This is a genomic window from Neobacillus citreus, from assembly GCF_018343545.2.
Lineage (GTDB): Bacteria > Bacillota > Bacilli > Bacillales > Cytobacillaceae > Neobacillus > Neobacillus citreus.
On sequence record NZ_JAGYPE020000052.1, the window covers coordinates 1,704 to 20,236 of the forward strand.

General features: G+C 41.1%; 25 protein-coding genes and 1 pseudogene. 6 read left to right on the forward strand and 20 right to left on the reverse strand.

Annotation, left to right across the window (positions count from 1 at the left end):
* From KHB02_RS22135 to KHB02_RS22150, 4 genes and pseudogenes are all read right to left on the reverse strand, one after another.
* Positions 1–320 (reverse strand): annotated as a pseudogene (locus KHB02_RS22135) (hypothetical protein); the annotation flags it as partial.
* Positions 321–481: 161 nt separating this feature from the next.
* Positions 482–1,036 carry a superoxide dismutase family protein gene (locus tag KHB02_RS22140; RefSeq protein ID WP_213144362.1) on the reverse strand — a complete coding sequence of 185 codons (555 nt, stop codon included), beginning with the start codon at positions 1,034–1,036 and terminating at the stop codon, positions 482–484.
* Between the two features lie 98 nt (positions 1,037–1,134).
* Entirely contained in the window at positions 1,135–1,344 is a 210-nt protein-coding gene (locus tag KHB02_RS22145) for a hypothetical protein (RefSeq protein WP_213144361.1), read from the reverse strand.
* Positions 1,345–1,423: 79 nt separating this feature from the next.
* Positions 1,424–2,164 carry a peptidylprolyl isomerase gene (locus KHB02_RS22150; RefSeq protein WP_213144360.1) on the reverse strand — a complete coding sequence of 247 codons (741 nt, stop codon included), beginning with the start codon at positions 2,162–2,164 and terminating at the stop codon, positions 1,424–1,426.
* A 129-nt stretch (positions 2,165–2,293) separates the two neighbouring features.
* Here KHB02_RS22150 and kapB point away from each other — a divergent pair, with 129 nt between their 5' ends.
* Entirely contained in the window at positions 2,294–2,674 is a 381-nt protein-coding gene (gene kapB, locus KHB02_RS22155) for a kinase-associated lipoprotein KapB (protein WP_213144359.1), read from the forward strand.
* A 36-nt stretch (positions 2,675–2,710) separates the two neighbouring features.
* Here kapB and kapD read toward each other — a convergent pair whose 3' ends face one another.
* From kapD to KHB02_RS22205, 10 genes are all read right to left on the reverse strand, one after another.
* The gene (kapD, locus tag KHB02_RS22160; RefSeq protein WP_213144505.1) at positions 2,711–3,334 is read right to left on the reverse strand and encodes a 3'-5' exonuclease KapD; all 624 of its coding nucleotides are present in this window, start codon (positions 3,332–3,334) and stop codon (positions 2,711–2,713) included.
* Positions 3,335–3,504: 170 nt separating this feature from the next.
* Positions 3,505–3,885, reverse strand: a complete 381-nt coding sequence (locus tag KHB02_RS22165; protein WP_213144358.1) for a hotdog fold thioesterase — start codon at positions 3,883–3,885, stop codon at positions 3,505–3,507.
* 116 nt (positions 3,886–4,001) lie between these two features.
* Positions 4,002–4,247, reverse strand: coding sequence for a hypothetical protein (locus KHB02_RS22170; RefSeq protein ID WP_241114017.1), 246 nt, complete (start codon positions 4,245–4,247; stop codon positions 4,002–4,004).
* Between the two features lie 101 nt (positions 4,248–4,348).
* Positions 4,349–5,857: a leucyl aminopeptidase gene (locus tag KHB02_RS22175; RefSeq protein ID WP_213144357.1), complete on the reverse strand. Its 1,509-nt coding sequence runs from the start codon at positions 5,855–5,857 to the stop codon at positions 4,349–4,351.
* A 65-nt stretch (positions 5,858–5,922) separates the two neighbouring features.
* Complete coding sequence (locus KHB02_RS22180) at positions 5,923–6,300, reverse strand: DUF309 domain-containing protein (RefSeq protein WP_213117866.1); 378 nt, start codon at positions 6,298–6,300, stop codon at positions 5,923–5,925.
* An 89-nt stretch (positions 6,301–6,389) separates the two neighbouring features.
* A complete protein-coding gene (locus KHB02_RS22185; RefSeq protein WP_213144356.1) occupies positions 6,390–6,998 on the reverse strand; it encodes a 3D domain-containing protein in 609 nt (202 codons plus the stop codon).
* Positions 6,999–7,118: 120 nt separating this feature from the next.
* Complete coding sequence (locus tag KHB02_RS22190; protein WP_213144355.1) at positions 7,119–7,442, reverse strand: YuiB family protein; 324 nt, start codon at positions 7,440–7,442, stop codon at positions 7,119–7,121.
* A 134-nt stretch (positions 7,443–7,576) separates the two neighbouring features.
* Positions 7,577–7,705, reverse strand: coding sequence for a YuiA family protein (locus tag KHB02_RS22195; RefSeq protein ID WP_213144354.1), 129 nt, complete (start codon positions 7,703–7,705; stop codon positions 7,577–7,579).
* Positions 7,706–7,860: 155 nt separating this feature from the next.
* Entirely contained in the window at positions 7,861–8,352 is a 492-nt protein-coding gene (locus tag KHB02_RS22200; protein ID WP_213144353.1) for an NUDIX domain-containing protein, read from the reverse strand.
* Between the two features lie 161 nt (positions 8,353–8,513).
* Complete coding sequence (locus KHB02_RS22205) at positions 8,514–9,731, reverse strand: NAD(P)/FAD-dependent oxidoreductase (RefSeq protein ID WP_213144352.1); 1,218 nt, start codon at positions 9,729–9,731, stop codon at positions 8,514–8,516.
* Between the two features lie 435 nt (positions 9,732–10,166).
* On the opposite strand from KHB02_RS22205, the gene KHB02_RS22210 reads away from it, so the two are divergent.
* Positions 10,167–11,162, forward strand: a complete 996-nt coding sequence (locus KHB02_RS22210) for an NAD(P)/FAD-dependent oxidoreductase (RefSeq protein ID WP_213144351.1) — start codon at positions 10,167–10,169, stop codon at positions 11,160–11,162.
* Positions 11,163–11,209: 47 nt separating this feature from the next.
* Here KHB02_RS22210 and KHB02_RS22215 read toward each other — a convergent pair whose 3' ends face one another.
* Positions 11,210–12,277 carry an NAD(P)/FAD-dependent oxidoreductase gene (locus KHB02_RS22215; RefSeq protein ID WP_213144350.1) on the reverse strand — a complete coding sequence of 356 codons (1,068 nt, stop codon included), beginning with the start codon at positions 12,275–12,277 and terminating at the stop codon, positions 11,210–11,212.
* Positions 12,278–12,540: 263 nt separating this feature from the next.
* On the opposite strand from KHB02_RS22215, the gene KHB02_RS22220 reads away from it, so the two are divergent.
* Together KHB02_RS22220 and KHB02_RS22225 are read left to right on the forward strand one after the other, a co-directional pair.
* Positions 12,541–12,780 carry a YuzB family protein gene (locus KHB02_RS22220; protein WP_213144349.1) on the forward strand — a complete coding sequence of 80 codons (240 nt, stop codon included), beginning with the start codon at positions 12,541–12,543 and terminating at the stop codon, positions 12,778–12,780.
* 135 nt (positions 12,781–12,915) lie between these two features.
* Positions 12,916–13,281 (forward strand): HesB/IscA family protein, encoded by a 366-nt coding sequence (locus KHB02_RS22225; protein WP_213117857.1) that lies wholly within the window; start codon positions 12,916–12,918, stop codon positions 13,279–13,281.
* A gap of 50 nt (positions 13,282–13,331) precedes the next feature.
* Here the strand turns inward: KHB02_RS22225 and KHB02_RS22230 are convergent, their stop codons facing one another.
* Positions 13,332–13,658, reverse strand: coding sequence for a YuzD family protein (locus tag KHB02_RS22230; RefSeq protein WP_213144348.1), 327 nt, complete (start codon positions 13,656–13,658; stop codon positions 13,332–13,334).
* Between the two features lie 136 nt (positions 13,659–13,794).
* Here KHB02_RS22230 and KHB02_RS22235 point away from each other — a divergent pair, with 136 nt between their 5' ends.
* Entirely contained in the window at positions 13,795–14,037 is a 243-nt protein-coding gene (locus KHB02_RS22235; RefSeq protein WP_241114018.1) for a NifU family protein, read from the forward strand.
* 74 nt (positions 14,038–14,111) lie between these two features.
* Here KHB02_RS22235 and yutH read toward each other — a convergent pair whose 3' ends face one another.
* On the reverse strand, positions 14,112–15,122 hold the full coding sequence (yutH, locus tag KHB02_RS22240) for a spore coat putative kinase YutH (protein ID WP_213144346.1): 1,011 nt from the start codon (positions 15,120–15,122) through the stop codon (positions 14,112–14,114).
* A gap of 184 nt (positions 15,123–15,306) precedes the next feature.
* Here yutH and KHB02_RS22245 point away from each other — a divergent pair, with 184 nt between their 5' ends.
* Positions 15,307–15,807: a phosphatidylglycerophosphatase A family protein gene (locus tag KHB02_RS22245; RefSeq protein ID WP_213144345.1), complete on the forward strand. Its 501-nt coding sequence runs from the start codon at positions 15,307–15,309 to the stop codon at positions 15,805–15,807.
* Positions 15,808–15,846: 39 nt separating this feature from the next.
* Here KHB02_RS22245 and KHB02_RS22250 read toward each other — a convergent pair whose 3' ends face one another.
* The 3 genes from KHB02_RS22250 to KHB02_RS22260 all read right to left on the reverse strand — a co-directional run bounded on the left by KHB02_RS22250 (position 15,847) and on the right by KHB02_RS22260 (position 18,440).
* The gene (locus tag KHB02_RS22250) at positions 15,847–16,611 is read right to left on the reverse strand and encodes a TIGR01457 family HAD-type hydrolase (protein WP_213144344.1); all 765 of its coding nucleotides are present in this window, start codon (positions 16,609–16,611) and stop codon (positions 15,847–15,849) included.
* Between the two features lie 62 nt (positions 16,612–16,673).
* On the reverse strand, positions 16,674–17,111 hold the full coding sequence (locus KHB02_RS22255; RefSeq protein ID WP_213144343.1) for a DUF86 domain-containing protein: 438 nt from the start codon (positions 17,109–17,111) through the stop codon (positions 16,674–16,676).
* Between the two features lie 27 nt (positions 17,112–17,138).
* Entirely contained in the window at positions 17,139–18,440 is a 1,302-nt protein-coding gene (locus tag KHB02_RS22260; protein ID WP_213144342.1) for an EAL domain-containing protein, read from the reverse strand.
* Positions 18,441–18,533: the final 93 nt, after the last annotated feature.

Genomic DNA, 18,533 nt, shown 5'->3' on the forward strand with positions numbered 1-18,533 from the left:
GGGCCAGTAGGAGTGGTCATCTGTGGAAAACCGCCCATTTGCGGGAATCCTTGCTGTGGAACACCGCCCATTTGTGGGAATCCTTGCTGTGGAACACCGCCCATTTGTGGATAGCCATGGTAACCGCCCATTTGCGGATAGCCATGGTAACCGCCCATCATATGCGGGTATTGCTGTGGAAAACCGCCCATTTGTGGATAGCCGCCCATTTGTGGGAATCCTTGCTGTGGAAAACCGCCCATTTGTGGAAATCCTGTCATTTGCGGAGACCCCATTGGTCCAAACTGACCTGGAAATCCGCCCATTTGTCTTTTGCTCATCCTTTATCCCTCCTAAACTATTTCATGGTAGTGTATGTACAACTAGTGGGATAAGCGTAGATAGATACCTATTCTTTGAAAAAAGGGCTTCCTTCATTGGATGATGACAGCCCCGATTTGCATCTTTTTAGTTTTAGGAGAAATGGACATTACAACCATTGTTATCGTTTTTCATCCTGAGCTTTCTTTTGGCCCGGTTTCTGTTTATTATTGGAAACCTCCCCGCAGGCCACTCTTTTTCCGGAATTGCCTGCCGGCTGCGTCATACCATCATCTTTTTTCTGGGTTACGACAATGGAGGTACCTTCCTTTGTGAACAAGGATTTCTTCCCATCCTTTAGCGTCGCATTCGGGGCCATCAGGTCTACTTTCGCAGATCCGTCATCCTCAACAATTAAATTCGGCAAATCGCCGGCATGGGCACCTTTGGGATGAAGGAGGCCATGTTCTTTGCTTTCCGGGTTAAAATGGTTCCCTGCCGATTTAAAATCAGGTGCTTTGCATGTGCCTTTTTCATGGATATGAATAGCATGTACACCCGGCGTCAGGCCCTTTAGGCTTCCAGTCAATTTCACCCCGCTTGACTGCTCAGCCAATTCAAGCGTTCCAAGCGAATCTCCTGAAGCATTATACATTTCCACATTCACCTTTGTAATCGTCTTTTCCATACATCCCGACAGAAACAGGAGCGGAATGAACAGGCAAAGTTTTTTCATATTTATGGATCCCCCCACAATAGACAATTTGCGATTAGTATGAACAATCGAATATTGTCCTATTCCCGCTGTGCCAAAAAGAAAAAGAACAGCCTATTTTAGCTGTTCTTTTGTGAAGTGCTATTTTGTTCAAGCTGTTTCTCTAATTCTTTTGCCTTCAGCGCTTCCCGCTTTGAAATTTTTATGATAAAGCGAAACGTAAGTATGGCTGCCACAAAGAAAATCGCAAAGCTGATGACAGCTGGGATATATTCTGATTTATCTTCCGGGAAGTATAAAAACAAGGATAGAATAAATGGCTGAAACATATTAATCTCCCTTTCTACAGAGACCTGTTTAAAGCTTAATTATACAATAAATGATGTTTCAGACCAATTTTTTATTCTCCTATTTTAGGACCTTGATATGCTTAATCACAACATCTGTTTCAGGCTTGTCCTTTGCATCAACCTTTGAATCGGAAATTTTGTCAACGATATCCATTCCCTCGACCACTTGGCCAAAAACAGTGTGCTTAAAGTCTAGCCATGGAGTCCCGCCATTCTCTGCATATGCCTCGATTATTTCTTTCGGATAACCGGCCTTTTCCATTTGCGACTTCATCGATGGATCAAGCTTAGTACTTTGAACGATAAAAAACTGGCTTCCATTCGTATTGACACCTGCGTTTGCCATTGACAACGCCCCGCGCAAGTTAAACAGGTTTTTCGAGAACTCATCCTCAAACGGCTTACCCCAAATACTTTGGCCGCCTGTCCCATTCCCGTTCGGGTCTCCGCCTTGAATCATGAAGTCCTTAATGACTCTGTGAAAAATCAGGCCGTCATAATAACCAGCCTCGCTATGTTTTACAAAATTTTCGACTGCTTTTGGAGCCTGCTCCGGAAATAATTTGATTTTGATATTCCCCATTGAAGTTTCCATTTCCACGAGCCGTTCATTATCAGCTACTTCTGTTGTAAGCTGTGGATAAACTGTATTTCCCACTTGCTGCTCTCCTTTCTTCTGTTCAGTTTTTGTCGCGGCAGTGTCCGATTTACTTTCTTCCGGCTTACTGCTCGTCCCACATGCGGCCAATAGAACAACCATGATTATAAAAGAAATAAAGATATGTAGATTCCTTCTCATACTAGCTTCCCTCCATTCTCTCGCTTTAAACGAGATTATAATTTTTTGCATCATGTTTTTAATTTATTATTTTTCGTAATAAAATGGAAGAAGCAAAAGAATGAATTTTAGAGTTAGGAGTGTTTTATTGTGTCGGAATTAGAATTAGGAACGATTGTAACGGGGATTTATAAGACTGGAAAGTATATCGGGGAAATCACGGATGTAAGACCACAAGCCTATTTGGTTAGGGTTTTGGCGGTTGCCAAGCACCCTATGCAAGGGGATTTACATAATCCTAAGGATGCTGATGTTATGATTTTTCATGAAAGACGGGCACTGGCACATCGGGAACAGGCGAATATTCCGAAACAAATGGTCAAACCATTCGAAGGGGACGTACCTGAATATTTATCATCACTGAAGGAAGCATGTGGAAAAATGAGAAACGAACTGGAGGAGATGCAAACCAAATGGGCCGAAATGAGCCTGAACATGTTGGATTCCCTTGAAAAGGATTATTTTAAGTAATAGTAAAGGCCAAATCCATTAAAGTGATTTGGCCTTTTATGCAAATTCATTTAAGAACTTTGAAAAATCAATTCGATCACCAATGGTCGTTGGTTTTGGCTTCTCTAAATAACGTTTATCCTTTTCTACCAACTTGAATATATTATAGGTAGTCAACGCATCATCCAGGGCTCGATGGTGCCTGCCTGTACCTTCCTTCCCATATTCCTGGACCGCTTTCCAAAGACCGGTTTGATTTTGGTCACCGAAGAATCGTTTATACTCCATCGATAAATCTAATTCTGCAGCATGGAATGGAAACACAACGCCTGCCGCTAAACAATTCTGGCGAAGTACCTTCATATCCATATTTCCCCATGTAACAATGGTGGTATCCAATTTATTTTTATTAAACTCCTCGAGCTTTCGGATAAACTCAAAAAAGGATAACCCCGTGTCCACTTGCTGCTGCGTAATATGTAAGAAGGACTTGCAGCGTTCGGTTAATCTTGGAAATTTAAGCGGTGTAACAAAAGAGGAAAACTGCTCCGTAATATGATCGTCCACTACCGCAACAATTCCAACCTCAATAATTTCCGCAAAAAAGTCCTTCACTCGAACATTCCGTTCAGGCATTGTAAATTCAAAATCAATAAACAAATGCTGCCGCGCTGCCTTCATCACTTTCACCCACCTTTCCATTTAAGTCGTCTTATTACATTATATAGCGATACCTGTACAAAAAATTGTGCTCATTTCTTACATTATAGCATGAATTTGAAGTAAATTTTTTAAATTTTTGTACAATATAGTAAAAAAGGACGGAAAATATCTCCCATCCCCACTTATGGCTATTTCTTTTTAATGACGGCCATCGTGCATCTTGATACACAAATGAGGCGGTCCTGTTCATCGGTAAGTTTAATATCCCAAACCTGTGTCGTTCTCCCTTGGTGCAGGACAGTTCCGACAGCCGTAACCACTCCCTCATGTTTGGAGCGGACATGATTAGCATTAATTTCAAGTCCAGCGACAACCTCAGTCTCCTGGTCAACTAACTCATAGGCACCGACACTTGCCACTGTTTCCGCCAAAGCAACCGATGCCCCGCCGTGCAAAATTCCAAATGGCTGGCGAGTGCGTTCATCAACCGGCATAGTAGCAATAACTTTTCCCTTTTCAAGGTGGGTGACTTCAATTCCAAGTGCTTGTAATAATGTATTTTCTATCATGTATTTTCCCTCCGATATGTATTTGGTCCACATTAACCTATTCTCGTTTTTTGAACAATTTCCTTTATATTTTTTTAAAAGAAAAAACAGCCCGCACAGAGCTGTTTTTTCAAATATTAATAATAAGGTGCACCAAAACCAGGGTAGCCAATGCCAGGGTATCCAATGCCCGGATAGCCAATGCCAGGGTATCCAAAACCACCATAGAACGGCGGTCTAACAGCCCAAGAAGCCCCTAATCCACCGCCAATCAAACCTCCTAAAAAACTAAGCCCGCCAATAGCCAACGGCAAGCCCCATCCCCATCCTCCAATAAACCTTTGATCCTGGACCGGGTATGGACTTCGATAATATGGGTACATAAAGGCCTTTCCTCCTTTTCCTTTATACTTGCCTATACTATTTCATATGCAAGGATAACTGGTTTGGAGTGGGCGGGCTTAGTCTATGGCAAGCCCCTTTCCTATTTTTCAATAGGCTCAAAGCGTTCAACAAAAAGGGCGAGCGTTCTGGTCATGACGCCTGTTGCCCCGGCAGGGCCAAGGTCATGAGATTTTGATGTCGTCGCTGTCCCAGCAATGTCCAAATGAACCCAGGGTGTATTTTCAGCAAATTCGCCGATAAACGCTCCGGCAACAATGGCATGACCTTCGCTGCCTGGAGAATTGTTAAGGTCAGCCACTTTACTGTTCCTGACCCGTTCCTTTTCACTTTCAAACAGAGGCAGCTGCCACATCTGCTCGCCTGCTTCCATCGAGGCTTCCAATACCTGCTCATATAACGTCTCATGATTTGTCATAGCGCCTGTGGTGTTTAAACCAAGGGCAGTAATAACACCTCCTGTCAGGGTAGCAACATCCACCAAGTACTCGGCTCCATGATGCTTTGCATAGGTTACCGCATCAGCAAGGACGAGCCGGCCTTCCGCATCTGTATTTAAAACTTCAATTGTTTTCCCGCTCATAGAAGTAATTACATCATCCGGCTTAAAGGCATTTCCGCTAATCATATTGTCCGTTGATGGGATAACAGCCACAACATTCTGCTCTGGTCTAAGTTCGCCGATAATTTCCATGGCACCAAGAACAGCGGCTGCACCGCCCATGTCAGATTTCATTCCAACGATGCCTGCTTTCGTTTTAATGGAGTAGCCTCCGGTATCAAAAGTGATCCCTTTTCCAACAAGGCCGATGACATCCTTCCATTCTTCTTTACCTTGATATTTTAAAACAATCATTTTCGGCGGCTCTACAGACCCTTTATTGACAGCGAGGAAAGCCCCCATACCCAATTTTTCAATATCAGCTTTATCGAGGATTTCTGCCTCAAAATCGTACTTCTTAGCGAGTTCTACAGCATAATCAGCCATATCAGTAGCAGTCAGCATATTACCTGGAGTGTTAACGAGCTTGCGGGCTGAATTGGTTCCCTTGCCAAAGGCATATCCAACCGTTAATGAGGCTAATATTTCCCCCTCATCAACACTGTTACAACAAATTGTTAGCTGTTCAAGCTTCTTCTCAGGTTCATTTGATTTTTGCTTATAGCCATCGAACTGATAAGTGGCTAGAGCATATGCCTCACTTAGCGCATGAGCAGCATCCGGTCCATCTACCTTTTCGCTTATGAAAGAATCCAAATATACGGACGCTTCTGTCTGCTTGCCCGCCTTTAACTCTTTGAACAGACGTCCAAAAGCCTTCCGCAATTTATCAAAGGATAGTTCCTTTTCTTTGCCAAGACCGACAATCCAAAGCCGCTTGGAACCGATTTTGCCGAAGCTATGTACTTTGTTAATTTTATTTAGCTTTGCCGAGATATCCCCTGTTTTGACGAGTTCTGTCAACTGCCCATCAAAAGCCTCATCCAAGTTGGCCAGCAGTCCGGAAAACTTCTCCGGTTTATCCAATAGACCTATAACTAAGCTTTCATGCTCTGCTGATAAATCGAATTCTTTTTTTACATCAAACATTTTAATCGACCTCCGCTTTTTGATTCGAATCCATTATACCGAATCAGGCAATTTATTTCGATACTCTAAACATCCTCCAAATACAAAAACAACTGTGGCAGCTTTGGCAATTCCCCTACCTGTTCAAACGGGACACTGTCTATGTCTTGAGGAAATAGAGCCAAGCATTGTTCAATAAATGGATAGACTTTTTCCAAGTCCAGCCCCCAAAACTTGGGACGGTATGCCTGCAGGTAGCGGTGGGCTGTCGCCATCATAGGCCTGGCTCCCTTCACATTTCCGTACTCATAGTGATAAATGGCCACACTCATTTGCAATAATCCTTTTAAAAAAAGATTATCCCGATCAATCAGCCACATTTCCTCGAGCAGGTCGTGGCAAGTATAATAATCCCCTTCATTAAAACTGACAAAAAACTCATAATACTCGATTGGATAATCCATGAAACCACCTGCCATTAAACCTTTTTATTCAATTCTATTAGATAGGCATTAAGAATTCCATTAAAAAACAAAAACAGGCACAGGGCCTGTTATTTTTTTTCTGAGCTTGTATATTGCTGCCTGAAGACCTGCAGGGATTTATCTTCATTTAATGCTTGCAGCTGTTCCTCTGTCAGTTTGCCATTTCCTTTTTGAACAATATATACATCGACCGTTTTCTTGCCCCAATGGCTGTAAACATCCTCAACAGTTTCATAATAAAGGTCCAAACGATTTCCCTTAATAGCGCCGCCTTTATCAGCGACCACTCCATACCCATACCCCGGAATAAAAAGGACGGTTCCAATTGGAAAAACAGTTAGGTCGGCTGCAATGGTGGAAAACAAATCACGTTTTACTTTAACACCAGAATAAGTGATTCCATATTCGGGGTGGCCCTGATTTTTCCCGGTGGATTCTGCCCCTGCCGTATAGCCGGTTGCTGTCACGGTATGTTTAGGGTATTGTGACCAATCGATGGAATTCTCCAGTGTTTGGGCAGGCGCGGTAACTGCCTCGCTTACCGAAACTGCTTTAACTAGATGAAAAAACAGAGTCTGCACAGGTAAACCTGAAATAGATTGGAACGTCGCGAATAATGCCAAAAAGAACAAAATAATCATAGCAAATCGTTTCGTCCAATTTTTCATTTTATTCATTCTCTTTTTCACTCCTCCCAAAATATTCATTCCCAAGTAGGAATGAATTATTCAAAAAAGAAGTGAAAAAAATTACCAATTAAATTTTATATTAAAAAAGACCTTCATATTAGAGAAGGTCTAAAACATTTGATATCCATTTTTTCGTAAGAATTTGATGGTAAGACCTGCGGTAATTGCCCCTGCCAGACCACTAGATAAAATAAGGACATCCGCAGTTGCTAAGGAGCCAAGTCTGTGCCCTAAGTCTAAAAAAGCTGCTTTGCTATTGGTGAAATATTCAAAAAATGAGACTTTATCTATGATAAAAATGGCGACAAACGGATAAATGACAGCCATAATCCACGACATTCTTAAAAGCATATTCAGAATAAAGCCAATTCCAAAAAACAACACAAAAAACAGTAAAATTGAAATAATCAAGACAACAATGCTCATCTGCATTGAAACTCCCCCTTTGCATCAACATATAGTGTACTCAATGTCCATGTGGGAGTCAATATTAACAGCATTTTAACGCAAAAAAATAGCCCTTCGAGTCTTCGAAGAACTGGGTTTGCCTTTTTTCCGAGGAACGGTTATTTTTCAACTTTCTTGCCAGTGCCGCCGCAGCTTGCGCAGGTTTCGGATCCGCCAAGAACTAATTGAAAATAGCCGTTTCCGGAACAATAATCACAGGTTTTTGTGTCAACACTTTGAACTGTCATTATAAACATCCCTTTCCCATTAACTTAATTTTCTGATAATATACCAAGTATTTAAATAAAAAGAAAGAGCGAAATTCAAGCAATTTGGACAGAAGAAAACGGATACACCTAATGTTTTCTTTCATTTTCTAAGTGTGACGTAAATTTTCAAAAAATTAAAAAAATAATTTATAAGCGGTATAGCCAAACTGGTCACCAGGATTTACGCCGTCGATAACAGGCTTCTCAAGTAAATCCTTTCGCTCAATCAGATACTCTAAAAGAATCGATGCTTCCTTTTCCTTAAGCAGTTCTTCCGGCGCCATAAATCTAGCTTCGTACAATTCATATTCCTGATGGGTAATCTCCATTTTCCCGGCTGGTTCTAGTAAAAACACCAGCATGTTATCACTAATTTCACTTTTAATAACACCCGTACGTAGCCCAATCAGTCCTTTAACCGTACAAGCAATTCCCGTTTCTTCCTTCACCTCTCGAAGCACGGCTTCATCTGCCGTCTCACCTTCTTCCACAAAGCCTGCAGGGAGGGACCACTTGCCTTTTAACCCACCATACCTTTTTTTAACTACCAGCCATTCCCCCGCATCGGATTGAACTAATCCGGAAACAGCCAGCCAGACCTTCCCGCGTTTTTCCCGACTGCTCATAATTTTCCCCCTATCTGTAGCTTTTAAAACTATTCTAATAAATGGAAACTCGCCGATTGGCTAGTCCGACAGGACGAAGACAGAGGCGTAGTTGAATTTATACTTTCTTATTAGCCAAAAAAGGACAGGCTGCCCTGTCCTTTTTTTGTTACGGAGATTTATTAAAAGATATTAAATTTACCTTTTTTCAATACAAGACCAGCTCCGCCAATCATGTAAAGAGAACGGTTATCGACTACTTTCTTCATGAAAGAAGCACTTGCCCCTGTTATTTTCTTACCAAAAACAACTCCAATTGCGTCATCCTCACCAAGAGAGCAGACAGTACCTTTATTATCAAACTTGAACTCTTCAAGGTCCTGCTTATTGCGTACAAGTGCAGCAATATTACGCGCACACACTTCACCCTGCTGCATCGCTATCTGCGCAGTCGGCGGATATGGGCGGTTGATTTCTTCATTAATAACCAGCGAGCTGTCGCCAAGAATGAAGACATCATTGAAACCAGGAACTCTTAAATCAGGCTGAACTTTGACACGCCCTCTCATTGCTTCAAAACCGGACTTTTCGATAACGGAGTTTCCGCGGACACCGGCCGCCCAAACAACAGTACCTGCTTTGATTTCACGAGGCTCATCTTCACCTTTTGCAACAAAAATCCCTTCAGGCGTGCACTCCTTAATTGCCGTTCCGATTAAGAATTCAACACCCTTACGCTCCAATTGTGATACAGCATACTTTACTAATTCAGGATCAAATCCAGGCAGTACAGTTGGTGCAGCTTCAACACAGATAATTTTCACTTTATGCTGATCCACATCGTATTCATGACATAATTCCGGAACACGATTGGTCAATTCTCCAAGAAACTCGATTCCTGTGAAACCAGCGCCGCCGACAACAATTGTCAAGCGTGTATCATCCTTTTCCTCTTCCATATTGTAAGTGGCAAATTGATATTCCATATGCTCACGAAGCAAACGGGAGGAATTTACATTCGTAATACCGAAAGCATATTCCTTCAAGCCTTTAATGCCGAAGGTTTCAGGCTCTCCGCCAAGTGCAATCACAAGATAATCATATTCCACTTCGCCGTTCTCTAAAATAACTTTCTTTTCATCCTTCTTAATCTCAACAACGGTACTTTGAACAAAGTCAACCTTGCTGCGATCAATGACATCGCGAATATCATAACGAACCTTGTCGTGGTGCAATGTACCGGCTGAAGCCTCATGCAGCCAAGTGGTTTCATAGTGGTAATCATTTTTGTTCACTAAGACAATATCCGCTTCGTTAACACCAAGGTGCTTTTGCAAGCGTACAGTCGTCATCAGTCCGCCGTAGCCCGCTCCGAGAATAACAATTTTAGGCTTTCTCAACGCAATCACTTCCACCCTTATAAAATATTTTAATAAATCCTCTTTTTCTTATCTTCCACAGCTTTGTCGATTATTATTTTGGTTCACTGGAAAATGTATGTGATATAATTCACGAACGAGGATAAAAATAAAGAACCTAGCAAACATAAAGTTTGGGAATCCAAACAAATGCTATTTTGTGAAAAACAGAGCAAGACATTTCATAAAAAATTGTACCTGTTTTGTCACAAAATCTTAACAATATATCCACAATACATCATATGCTACTTCTATCCGAAATTCAAGCAATTTATCGAATATATTTATCGCAAAAATAGTATAAATTTTCACAAATTATTATTCATTGTCATAATTTTCTCAACAAAGATATGAGGATTTACATATTTTATGTTATGATATGAGTGGAATCGTAACTACTAGTTGGGGGGATACGGAGTGCAAGAGCAAAAGGTTTATGATATTACCATCATTGGAGGAGGCCCCGTTGGTCTTTTTACTGCCTTTTATGGGGGAATGAGACAAGCATCCGTTAGAATTATTGAAAGCTTGCCTCAGTTGGGCGGTCAATTATCTGCGCTTTATCCGGAAAAATATATTTATGATGTTGCCGGATTCCCAAAAGTCCGTGCACAGGAGTTAATAAATAACTTAAAGGAGCAAATGGCCAAGTTTGAGCCTACAGTTGCTCTGGAGCAATCTGTGGAAAAGCTTGAAAAGCAGGATGATGGAACCTTTAAATTAACAACAAACAAAGAGATCCACTATTCTAAAACCGTTATTATCACTGCTGGAAATGGTGCATTCCAGCCTCGTCGTTTGGAGCTCGAAAGCGCTGCTCAGTATGATGGAAAAAACCTTTATTACTTTATCGATGATTTGAATCAATTTGCCGGACAAAAGGTTGTGGTATTTGGCGGCGGTGACTCTGCGGTCGACTGGGCACTAATGCTTGAGCCAATTGCCGAAAAAGTAACGATTGTTCACCGCCGTGACAAGTTTCGCGCCCATGAACACAGCGTAGAAAACTTGATGAATTCCAAAGTAGATGTGAAAACGCCATATGTTCCTGCAGAATTAATCGGTGATGAAACTGGCATTAAACAGGTCGTTCTTGAAACCGTAAACGGAGAAACAAAAGAAACCGTTGACGTTGACGCCGTTATTTGCAACTATGGCTTCGTTTCCTCCCTCGGACCTATTAAAGAATGGGGCCTCGAAATTGAAAAGAACTCCATTAAGGTAAATTCCAAGATGGAAACCAATATCCCTGGAATTTACGCTGCCGGAGATATCTGCACCTATGATGGAAAAGTAAAATTAATTGCCTGCGGTTTCGGTGAAGCCCCTACTGCCGTAAATAATGCGAAGGCATACATGGACCCTAAAGCAAAAATCCAACCACTTCATAGTTCTTCCATGTTTGATAAATAATTATTAACTAATACGAAAGGCGTCCAAATTAGGACGCCTTTTTAGTACTATCCGTTATGAAATTTGTACATCCACAGTACACCTGATTTTAGCAGACGGGCAACGCGGCCGGTTAAAGGCCGATCTGCTAGCATCGCAAAGCCATGCTTTTTCCCTAATGAACCAAGAACTCCCTTTAATTTGATAGGCGGGAAAGAATCTGGCAGTTCTTCGCCATTCCAGCGCTTTTTTAAAACTTCGACAATCTGTTCGGCCTGTCCTTCTGCTAGCTGTGCACTTGGTGCATGCGGCAGGCTTGCACAATCACCGAGAACAAAAACATGCTCATCATGAGGCAAAAAGTGCTGCGGAGTTAACACCATTCGTCCCGAGCTATCCTTTTCCCCTTCCATTTCACGGATAACTTTATTCGCCTGGATCCCTGCTGTCCATACAATAACATCACAAGAAATGGACTTGTCATGGTTATAAAGGGTGTTTTCCTCTACTTTGGTGATATTAGAATTATTAATGATTTCAACGTTATGCTTTACAAACCAGTTCTCTACATATTTGCTCAACCTGTCAGGGAATGCAGAGAGAATATGCTTCCCGCGGTCAAATAATTTTATTTGCAAATCATCGCGGCTTTCGCTTAATTCGCTGGCAAGCTCCACTCCAGATAGGCCTGCCCCAACAATCCCAACGACTGAACCAGGAGGTAAATTATTCAAGACAGAATAGGTTTCCCTTGATTTACCTATACTTTGAATGCTATAGGTATATTGATCAGCACCCGGCACACCATGGTATTTATCTTCACAGCCCAATCCGATAACGAGGTCATCATAGCTTATTGGCTGAGCGTCTTTTAACAGGACATTTTTTTCTTCTCTGTCAATCCCGATGACTTCCCCAAAAACTACCTCAAGTTTAGGATGCTCTGGAAAGGAAACGCGTATTTCTTTATCTGAAATCGTCCCAGCAGCTAAAGCATAGTATTCTGTTTTTAAACAATGGTAAGGAACACGATCCACAAGTGTGATGGTCACGTCCTCCGGCAGGTTATTGGGAAGAAGTTCGGAGAGAATCTTCATGCCCCCATAACCGCCTCCAAGAATGACTAATTTTTTCATGCTTATTTCCCCTTTGTCATAACTGTACTATAGATTTTCTATTTTTTTATTTTGTTCAGAAAGACAGTATTTCAATTGAAATTACGAGTGGGATTTTATTGAAATAGATATTCCGTCCATTTAACACACAAATATGAGTATAACGAAAATATGGCTAAATAACAACACATTTAAAATACATCTTGACAGGTTTGCCAAGAACGTGATAATTGACGAAGCAGCCTAAAAGCGGTAGGATTAGAAGTTGTGGAGAGGTGAAGGTAATGATTAAGCCGATCATTGAATTTTGTGTCAGTAATCTTGCTAGTGGGGCACAGAAAGCACTAGAAATATTAGAAAGAGATCCAAATTTGGATATCATTGAATATGGATGTCTCGGCTATTGTGGTAAATGCGCATCCACTCTCTATGCGCTTGTGAATGGAGAAGTTGTTACGGGTAAAACCCCTGAAGATTTGGTGGATAATATTTATCAGTATCTCGAAGAAAATCCTATGTTCTAAATATAAAGGGGGTTTGCCGCTCCCTTTTTTATAATGGCAGCATATCCTGTTACTAGTAATCGTATTAGTTGAGTAGTTTTCATCTAGTGTATATACTAAGTTTATAAGCCTCAAATCTTTAAGGAGGGGTCATTTTTGAGCAAAGATATCGTTATTTTAACAGAAGCAGCATCACTGCAAATTAAAGATATGATGAAGCATAATGAAGAGGAAGGCGCTTTTTTGCGAGTCAGTGTAAAAGGCGGCGGCTGCAGCGGCTTATCTTACGGCATGGGTTTTGAGCACGAAGTTAAAGAAGATGACCATCAATTTGAACAATTTGGCATAAAGGTTCTTGTCGATAAAGAGAGTGCACCAATCTTAAATGGAACGAAAATCGATTACAAGCAATCGATGATGGGCGGCGGGTTTACGATTGATAACCCTAACGCGATTGCGTCTTGCGGCTGTGGTTCATCTTTCCGTACCGCAACAGCAGCTGGAACACCTGAGGAGTGTTAAGACTTTGTATTAAGATCAGAGGCTGTCTTTCGAGACAGCCTCTTTCCTTCTTATATCGCCTTGTACCCGTACTTTTCCAATTCAGAAAAAATCGTTTTAAGACGAGGGTTACCCTCGCCAACCACTTTATCCTTTATCACCACAACCGGATAAAACATATCCTCTTCAATAACCCTCTGGGCAAATTGCGATTTATCGCTATCTTCAGGCGGCTGAAAAATATCTACATAGGTCATTTTAACAGGCTGCTCCGGGAATTTTCTCGCAATCGCTGCTTCCAGCCATTCAAAGGTTTCCTTTGAGGATGGCAGATTCACACAGCTTGGGCAGAGTACTGCCGCTCCATATAGGATAATTTCCACTTCCGTAAATTCCATAAAACCATTCCTTATATTTTTCTTTTATTTTACAATATAGCCCCTTCAAAACCTAAGAAAATGACTTTATTTCTCCAGTTTCTGAGAATGGATTTTTCCTTGCTGCGACAGTATAATATAGTTAGGAAAGGAGTCGATGAAAGTGTCAGAACAGGAAATGTTTGAACAAGTACAAGAAGTATTAGATAAATTACGCCCATTTCTTCTTCGCGATGGCGGAGACTGCGAACTAGTTGATGTGGAGGAAGGCATTGTTAAGCTTCGCTTACTTGGCGCTTGCGGATCTTGCCCAAGTTCTACCATCACACTAAAAGCAGGTATTGAACGGGCTTTACTAGAAGAAGTACCTGGTGTTGTTGAAGTCGAGCAAGTTTTTTAAAAAATAATAATAATAATAATAATAAAGCGATTGCCTAAAGATGCAATCGCTTTTTTGTATTCAGTTAAAGCCCATTAAGAATATAACCAATCCAGCTGCGGAAGGCTTAAGTGTTTCACCGGCGCCCCTGAAATATGAAAAAAGCCTGCCAGAAAACGTTCGTATTCGGAGGACTGCCGCAAAATTTTCCCTAAAGTATCCTCCAACTGCTTTTTTTCCTGTTCCGAGCGAGTAATATAATAATTTTCCACACATTCGAAGTAATGGAGCGGAAAAATTAAGCGGGCATATAAAAGCCGCCATGAAAAAGAGGACAATGGGGATATCCCCTGATATTCATCGTAAAACTGTTTTAATTCCATATCATATGTCTGGATATTATGAAAATATTGTTCCCTTGTCCACTCAGCCAAATCACGGCTGCGGTGGTCGAATACCCATTCAAATGGATTTCTGATCATATATTGGCCGCCCCACGTTTTTTTCGTGAAACGTTCATAGCAAACTGTCCCGCTGTCTGTTTCCAAGGGGGAATCATCAATTTCCGTATCCACTAAATATTGGATCGCATTCTCTGTTAATCCCATGTAATACGGAAAGGACTCAATAAACAATTTTTCAAATTCATCCTCAGGTGTTTGAAAAAGCAGTCCACTCCACACTTTTTCCATCTGTTCCAGCCGTTTTTCCCAAATCCCCTTCCATTGTCCAACTCTGCTCGACCGCTGAATCTGAAAAGGCACCCTTCTGCCCCGCTCATGAAATTTTGCCAGTTTCCGCCCCAATTTGGATATTCGCTGCTGCCGGTCCGTCTGCCGGTTTACTAATACGCAGTATTTATTTTGTTCCCAGTTTGTAATATAGCTGCCATCCTTAGTCTGCATGAATGCAGGGACATTTTTGTCACCTGTTTGGCGCATATGCTCAGCAATGCTTGCCAGTTCCTGCATATCCTCCTCCTCTCTTCCCCCAGGACTTACAATCAAATATAGCAAGCCATTTCCTCTTAGCGCATCAAAAGAATCTATTTTAACCTGTTCGTCAGCCTTGATTCCATATTGATCCTCCAGCATTTTTCGCAGCATCTCTCCACCCCTTCTTCTTTTCACCTCTACGTCATATATATGAGTAAAGCCAAGAAAACTTGTTGTCTTCCTTTTAGTAATAACAAATCATAAAGTTATTTTATTTGATTCTTGAAAGGATAATTGCATATCATAAGTTAATAGAGCAATTATAGAAAAATTTACAGAAAAGGTGATATAAGGGATGGCAGAACAAAAAAAGACAAATGTTGTTCAGGAAACGGCTCACAGGTTATTGAAAGAAAGAGGGGTAGAAATCCAAGATATTGCCAATTTGGTTTTTTATCTCCAGGAAAAATATCATAAAAACCTGCAAATGGAAGACTGTATTGCGAACGTGGAAAAAGTACTTACTAAAAGGGAAGTTCAAAATGCCATTATTACCGGAATCCAGCTTGATGTCTTAGCTGAAAAAGGGATGCTTGAGGAGCCGCTGCAATCAATTATCGCAACAGACGAAAGTCTCTACGGGGTGGATGAGATTTTGGCTTTTTCGATCGTGAATGTGTACGGTTCAATCGGCTTTACTAATTACGGCTATATCGATAAGCAAAAGCCTGGTATTTTGGCACATTTAAATGATAAATCAACTGGTCAATGCCATACCTTTTTAGATGATATCGTTGGCGCCATTGCCGCTGCCGCCTCAAGCAGACTGGCACACGCTGCAGCCAATTGTGAATAAGATTAAAAATGATAAAGGATGGCTATTTCAGCCATCCTTTTATGGTTCCCAATGGTCCAGTGTATCGATAGTATATGTAGGATGAATAGTATATCCTTTTAACAGTTCCTTCGTGGTGACGCCCGTATGAACGAGCAAAGTGTCGATCCCTGCATTTATTCCCGCTAGAATATCGGTATCATAATTATCGCCCACCATCAGCGTATCTTCTTTGGCCACACCTAAAACCTTTAACGCCTGCTCCATAATAATTGCTTCCGGCTTTCCGATAAAAATCGGCTTTGTTTGCGTTGATACTGCTATAACCGATGTTATCGAGCCATTGCCCGGTACTAGCCCTCTTTCAGTTGGCAGGGCGATATCGCCATTTGTAGAAATAAATGTGGCTCCGTTTCGGACAGCCAGACAGGCAATTGTCAGCTTTTCATAATCAATCGAGCGGTCAAGACCCAATACGACAACATCGGCATCTTCCCCGGCAAACCGAAAGCCCTTTTCCTCAAGTGCTGTGCGAATCCCTTCTTCACCAATAACATAGACAGAGGCATCCTTTTTCAGTTCTTCGATATAATTGGCGGTTGCCTGACTTGTCGTAAAGACCCTATCTTCCGTAGTTGGAATATCAAAGCTGTTTAATTTTTCCGCCACCTGTGCCGGGGTCCTGGTAGAATTATTTGTCACAAATAAATAGGGTATTTCCTTTTTCTGAAGGTTCTTAATAAAATCAGAAGCCGCTTCTATCCTCTCCGTGCCTTTGTACATCGTTCCATCTAAATCAATTAAATATCCTTTATATTTCTTCAATCATCCCACTCCTTAATTGATCTTGTCCTCCTCTTTAAAAAGAAAAAGACCGATTGGCGGTCTTAGTTTTTAAATGCTGAAACTGGTCCCAATTCATTCGTAAGATAGTCCCGTACATTCACTGAAAAAATAGTCAGTGCAGGCAAATGATTTGAAAATTCCCGGGTTAATTCGCTATGGTCAATTTCCGTATAAAACTGCACCAGTTTTTTCCGAAAACTGATTAGAGCTTTCAGGCTGCTTCCTGTTTCTTCAGTAACGACCTTTTCATCCATTAAAATATCTATAATGTCTTCGTAGCTTCCTGGGTCACGCATGATAAAGCCGTCAATCATGGCATTACCGACATCCAATACCGACTCGAGCATCATGTGAGTAAGCCTTTCTAATGCCGCCTTTTCAATGGGGGTCGACCATACCTGCTGGGTAGAGAAATGAGTGATCTGTGTTTCCAAATAAACTAATGTCGTTTCAATTTTATCCCGGTCAACAAAGTACATGAACTCCACTTCCTTCTATTTTCTGTTCTAAGTTGCCATTTCCATGTTTAGTACAGTAGGCGGAGCGTAGAAATAGCCTTGTGCCAAATCGACCTTGTTTCTTGTGAGGACAGATGCCTCATCCTCATTTTCGATTCCCTCCGCGACAACCAGTGAACCGGCCTCCCGCGCGACTAGGAGAATCCCCTTTAACATCGATTCCTTAAGCGAGTTTTTATCGATATTTTGAATGAGAGATCGGTCAATTTTTATAATATCCGGCATAATTTCACTAATGGTACTTAAATTGGAGTATCCCGCGCCTGTATCATCAATGGCAATTCGAAACCCCATTAATCGTAACATTTTTATATTATAAATGAAATTCTTTAAACCTTCGATTGAATCGTTTTCTGTAATTTCAATTGTTATTTGTTTTGGTGATATACCAGTGAATCTTTGCAATAAATTCTTTATATCCCTTGTGAAACGAATATTTCCAAGGGTTAACGGAGTACAATTGATAAAAATATCCTGTCTGCATTTTGCTTTCTTAATTTGTTCAAACGCTTTTTCCAATACCAGCATTTCGAGTGCATATAATGTCCCTGTCTGTCTTGCAACCGAGAATAACGGCAAAGGATTTTCTACTGCCGTACCTTTAGGCCCCCGTGTCAAGAGCTCCCATGCACGGATTTCATTTGTTGCCACATCAATAATGGGCTGGGCCAGCAGACGGATATTTTTATTAGTAATAATTTGATTGATCATATAATCTATATCATCATATTTTACTGCCAGTCTTTTTTCAGCCATCGCAATGGCCTGTCGATGGGCTTTTTGGATGGAATCAGAAATGGAGTAATGTTTCTTGTCAATAAACATATATCCGGTTTCAAAGTGAATTTGCTGTGAAGGATAATGTTTTTGCAGACTTCCCTCAACATAATAAAGCAATCCGTTTATGACATGATCCATATCAGACAAAGTGTTTTTATCAACATCCACCTTCATAATCAAGGTCACCACATCGCCATAAAAGTCATGCAGCGCGATGATCTCCTCTTCTTTCAGTTCCTCTTGGACAGCATGGCGAAAATACTTTTTTAACTGCTTCATGAAATAACCTTGCTGTGATTTGCCTTTTAAAACCGACAATTCATTCATATTTTGCAGGTGAAAAACAATAACTGCTGCCTCCAAGCCTGATTGAAAGGCGGCTGTTACACCCTCTAATACAGGGTTGCGCAATATAAATTGAGGCGGATAAAAGCGCAAGGAACCAGCAGGAAGCAAAATCTTCCCCCATTCCATTACCCCTAATAGCATATTCATGATGCGACGAGCCATACATTCATCCCTCACAACCAGTTTATCTTACAGATTTAGTTATATTATAACATATTTTTACATTATTCGTATTTTTCAAAGAAAAATATTCCT

What these genes read in the sequence shown, in the direction of transcription:
- KHB02_RS22165 (WP_213144358.1), bottom strand. Translation starts at nt 3,885, where the DNA reads ATGATAGAAAATACATTATTACAAGCACTTGGAATTGAAGTCACCCAC.
- yutH (WP_213144346.1), bottom strand. Translation starts at nt 15,122, where the DNA reads ATGCTGCGAAAAATGCTGGAGGATCAATATGGAATCAAGGCTGACGAA.
- KHB02_RS22200 (WP_213144353.1), bottom strand. Translation starts at nt 8,352, where the DNA reads ATGAGCAGTCGGGAAAAACGCGGGAAGGTCTGGCTGGCTGTTTCCGGA.
- KHB02_RS22180 (WP_213117866.1), bottom strand. Translation starts at nt 6,300, where the DNA reads ATGGATTATCCAATCGAGTATTATGAGTTTTTTGTCAGTTTTAATGAA.
- KHB02_RS22150 (WP_213144360.1), bottom strand. Translation starts at nt 2,164, where the DNA reads ATGAGAAGGAATCTACATATCTTTATTTCTTTTATAATCATGGTTGTT.
- KHB02_RS22190 (WP_213144355.1), bottom strand. Translation starts at nt 7,442, where the DNA reads ATGCAGATGAGCATTGTTGTCTTGATTATTTCAATTTTACTGTTTTTT.
- KHB02_RS22245 (WP_213144345.1), top strand. Translation starts at nt 15,307, where the DNA reads ATGGCAGAACAAAAAAAGACAAATGTTGTTCAGGAAACGGCTCACAGG.
- KHB02_RS22170 (WP_241114017.1), bottom strand. Translation starts at nt 4,247, where the DNA reads ATGTACCCATATTATCGAAGTCCATACCCGGTCCAGGATCAAAGGTTT.
- KHB02_RS22260 (WP_213144342.1), bottom strand. Translation starts at nt 18,440, where the DNA reads ATGGCTCGTCGCATCATGAATATGCTATTAGGGGTAATGGAATGGGGG.
- KHB02_RS22215 (WP_213144350.1), bottom strand. Translation starts at nt 12,277, where the DNA reads ATGAAAAAATTAGTCATTCTTGGAGGCGGTTATGGGGGCATGAAGATT.
- KHB02_RS22220 (WP_213144349.1), top strand. Translation starts at nt 12,541, where the DNA reads ATGATTAAGCCGATCATTGAATTTTGTGTCAGTAATCTTGCTAGTGGG.
- KHB02_RS22145 (WP_213144361.1), bottom strand. Translation starts at nt 1,344, where the DNA reads ATGTTTCAGCCATTTATTCTATCCTTGTTTTTATACTTCCCGGAAGAT.
- KHB02_RS22175 (WP_213144357.1), bottom strand. Translation starts at nt 5,857, where the DNA reads ATGTTTGATGTAAAAAAAGAATTCGATTTATCAGCAGAGCATGAAAGC.
- kapD (WP_213144505.1), bottom strand. Translation starts at nt 3,334, where the DNA reads ATGAAGGCAGCGCGGCAGCATTTGTTTATTGATTTTGAATTTACAATG.
- KHB02_RS22230 (WP_213144348.1), bottom strand. Translation starts at nt 13,658, where the DNA reads ATGGAATTTACGGAAGTGGAAATTATCCTATATGGAGCGGCAGTACTC.
- KHB02_RS22140 (WP_213144362.1), bottom strand. Translation starts at nt 1,036, where the DNA reads ATGAAAAAACTTTGCCTGTTCATTCCGCTCCTGTTTCTGTCGGGATGT.
- KHB02_RS22185 (WP_213144356.1), bottom strand. Translation starts at nt 6,998, where the DNA reads ATGAATAAAATGAAAAATTGGACGAAACGATTTGCTATGATTATTTTG.
- KHB02_RS22255 (WP_213144343.1), bottom strand. Translation starts at nt 17,111, where the DNA reads ATGTACTTTGTTGACCGGGATAAAATTGAAACGACATTAGTTTATTTG.
- KHB02_RS22195 (WP_213144354.1), bottom strand. Translation starts at nt 7,705, where the DNA reads ATGACAGTTCAAAGTGTTGACACAAAAACCTGTGATTATTGTTCCGGA.
- KHB02_RS22235 (WP_241114018.1), top strand. Translation starts at nt 13,795, where the DNA reads ATGAAAGTGTCAGAACAGGAAATGTTTGAACAAGTACAAGAAGTATTA.